This is a genomic window from Pseudomonas sp. SID14000 (genome assembly GCF_002165135.1).
In the GTDB taxonomy this organism is placed as follows: Bacteria; Pseudomonadota; Gammaproteobacteria; order Pseudomonadales; family Pseudomonadaceae; genus Aquipseudomonas.
Genome location: NZ_NFZQ01000051.1, coordinates 1 through 916, shown reverse-complemented (window position 1 = coordinate 916; position 916 = coordinate 1). Strand labels below are relative to the sequence as shown.

The window sequence follows — 916 nt, the reverse complement described above, 5'->3', positions numbered from 1 at the left end:
GGCGAGCTTGTCCCCGGCCGGCAACACCGGCCCGCCGAACAGATCGGCGTACACCCAGCGCACGTGGTACTGGTCGCGCAGCACCCGCAGCACTTCGGGAGTCGGCTCGTAGATCGCCTGGTTGGTCAGCTCGACGCGGTCCGGCCAGGGCGACGGCTGCTGGTTGTAGCGCAGGCCGCCGACGCCGTGGTTGATCATTGCCTGCGAGGTGTAGCCCCAGCCTTCGAGGAAGGTCCGGCGGCCGGCGATACCGCTGACGATGTAGCCGCGGGCGTCGCAGCCCGGGCCTTGTTTGCCGGCCGGCCGGCACCAGGTGTTGCTGACGACGACGTCAGTCGGCTCGGAGTTCTTCGCGAGCCAGAGCGCGGCGGCTTCCTCGTCGGGATAGACCCACCAGGTGGCGGAGGTGAAGGTCTTCGCCTGCTTGCCGCCGTTGAGGTGCAGGTTCTGCTCGAAGCTCTTCGCCGACGGCACGACCAGCAAGGTCAGCAGAACCAGCAGCCCACCGAGACCGGCCAAGCGTGGTACTCGCTTCACCAACAACAACCAGACAAGCATGAGCACCGCAGCTACGCCGACGACCACAAGCAGAGGCCGCGCAACCAACGCAATCCGCCGCAGTTGCGAACCGCTGGGCAACGCGTCGGTGGTCAGCAGAACGAAGGCAAAGAGCGCACCAAGCACCACGGCCGCGACGCCAACCCCCGCCAAAACCGCGCGGTTGGGGGTGGAGGCAGGGCCGTCCTCAACCTCGCTTGCGCGACCGGCGCGCAATGCCGGGCGCGCGGCGGCGTACGACCTGGCGATTGTTGCGGCGAGCCAGCCTGCTGCGGCCAGGCTGAAGGGGACAGCGCTGTGGACGAAATAGGCCTCGCTGATTGAGGGGTGGTCGACGAGGAGGAATCCGGCCCAGCCT

Annotated in this window: 1 protein-coding gene; it reads right to left on the bottom strand. The window is 68.0% G+C overall.

Translation table 11 applies throughout. The features are described from left to right. Positions 1 to 916 (bottom strand): hypothetical protein (locus tag CAY82_RS27340; protein ID WP_218190847.1); only part of this gene is annotated, 916 nt, incomplete at both ends.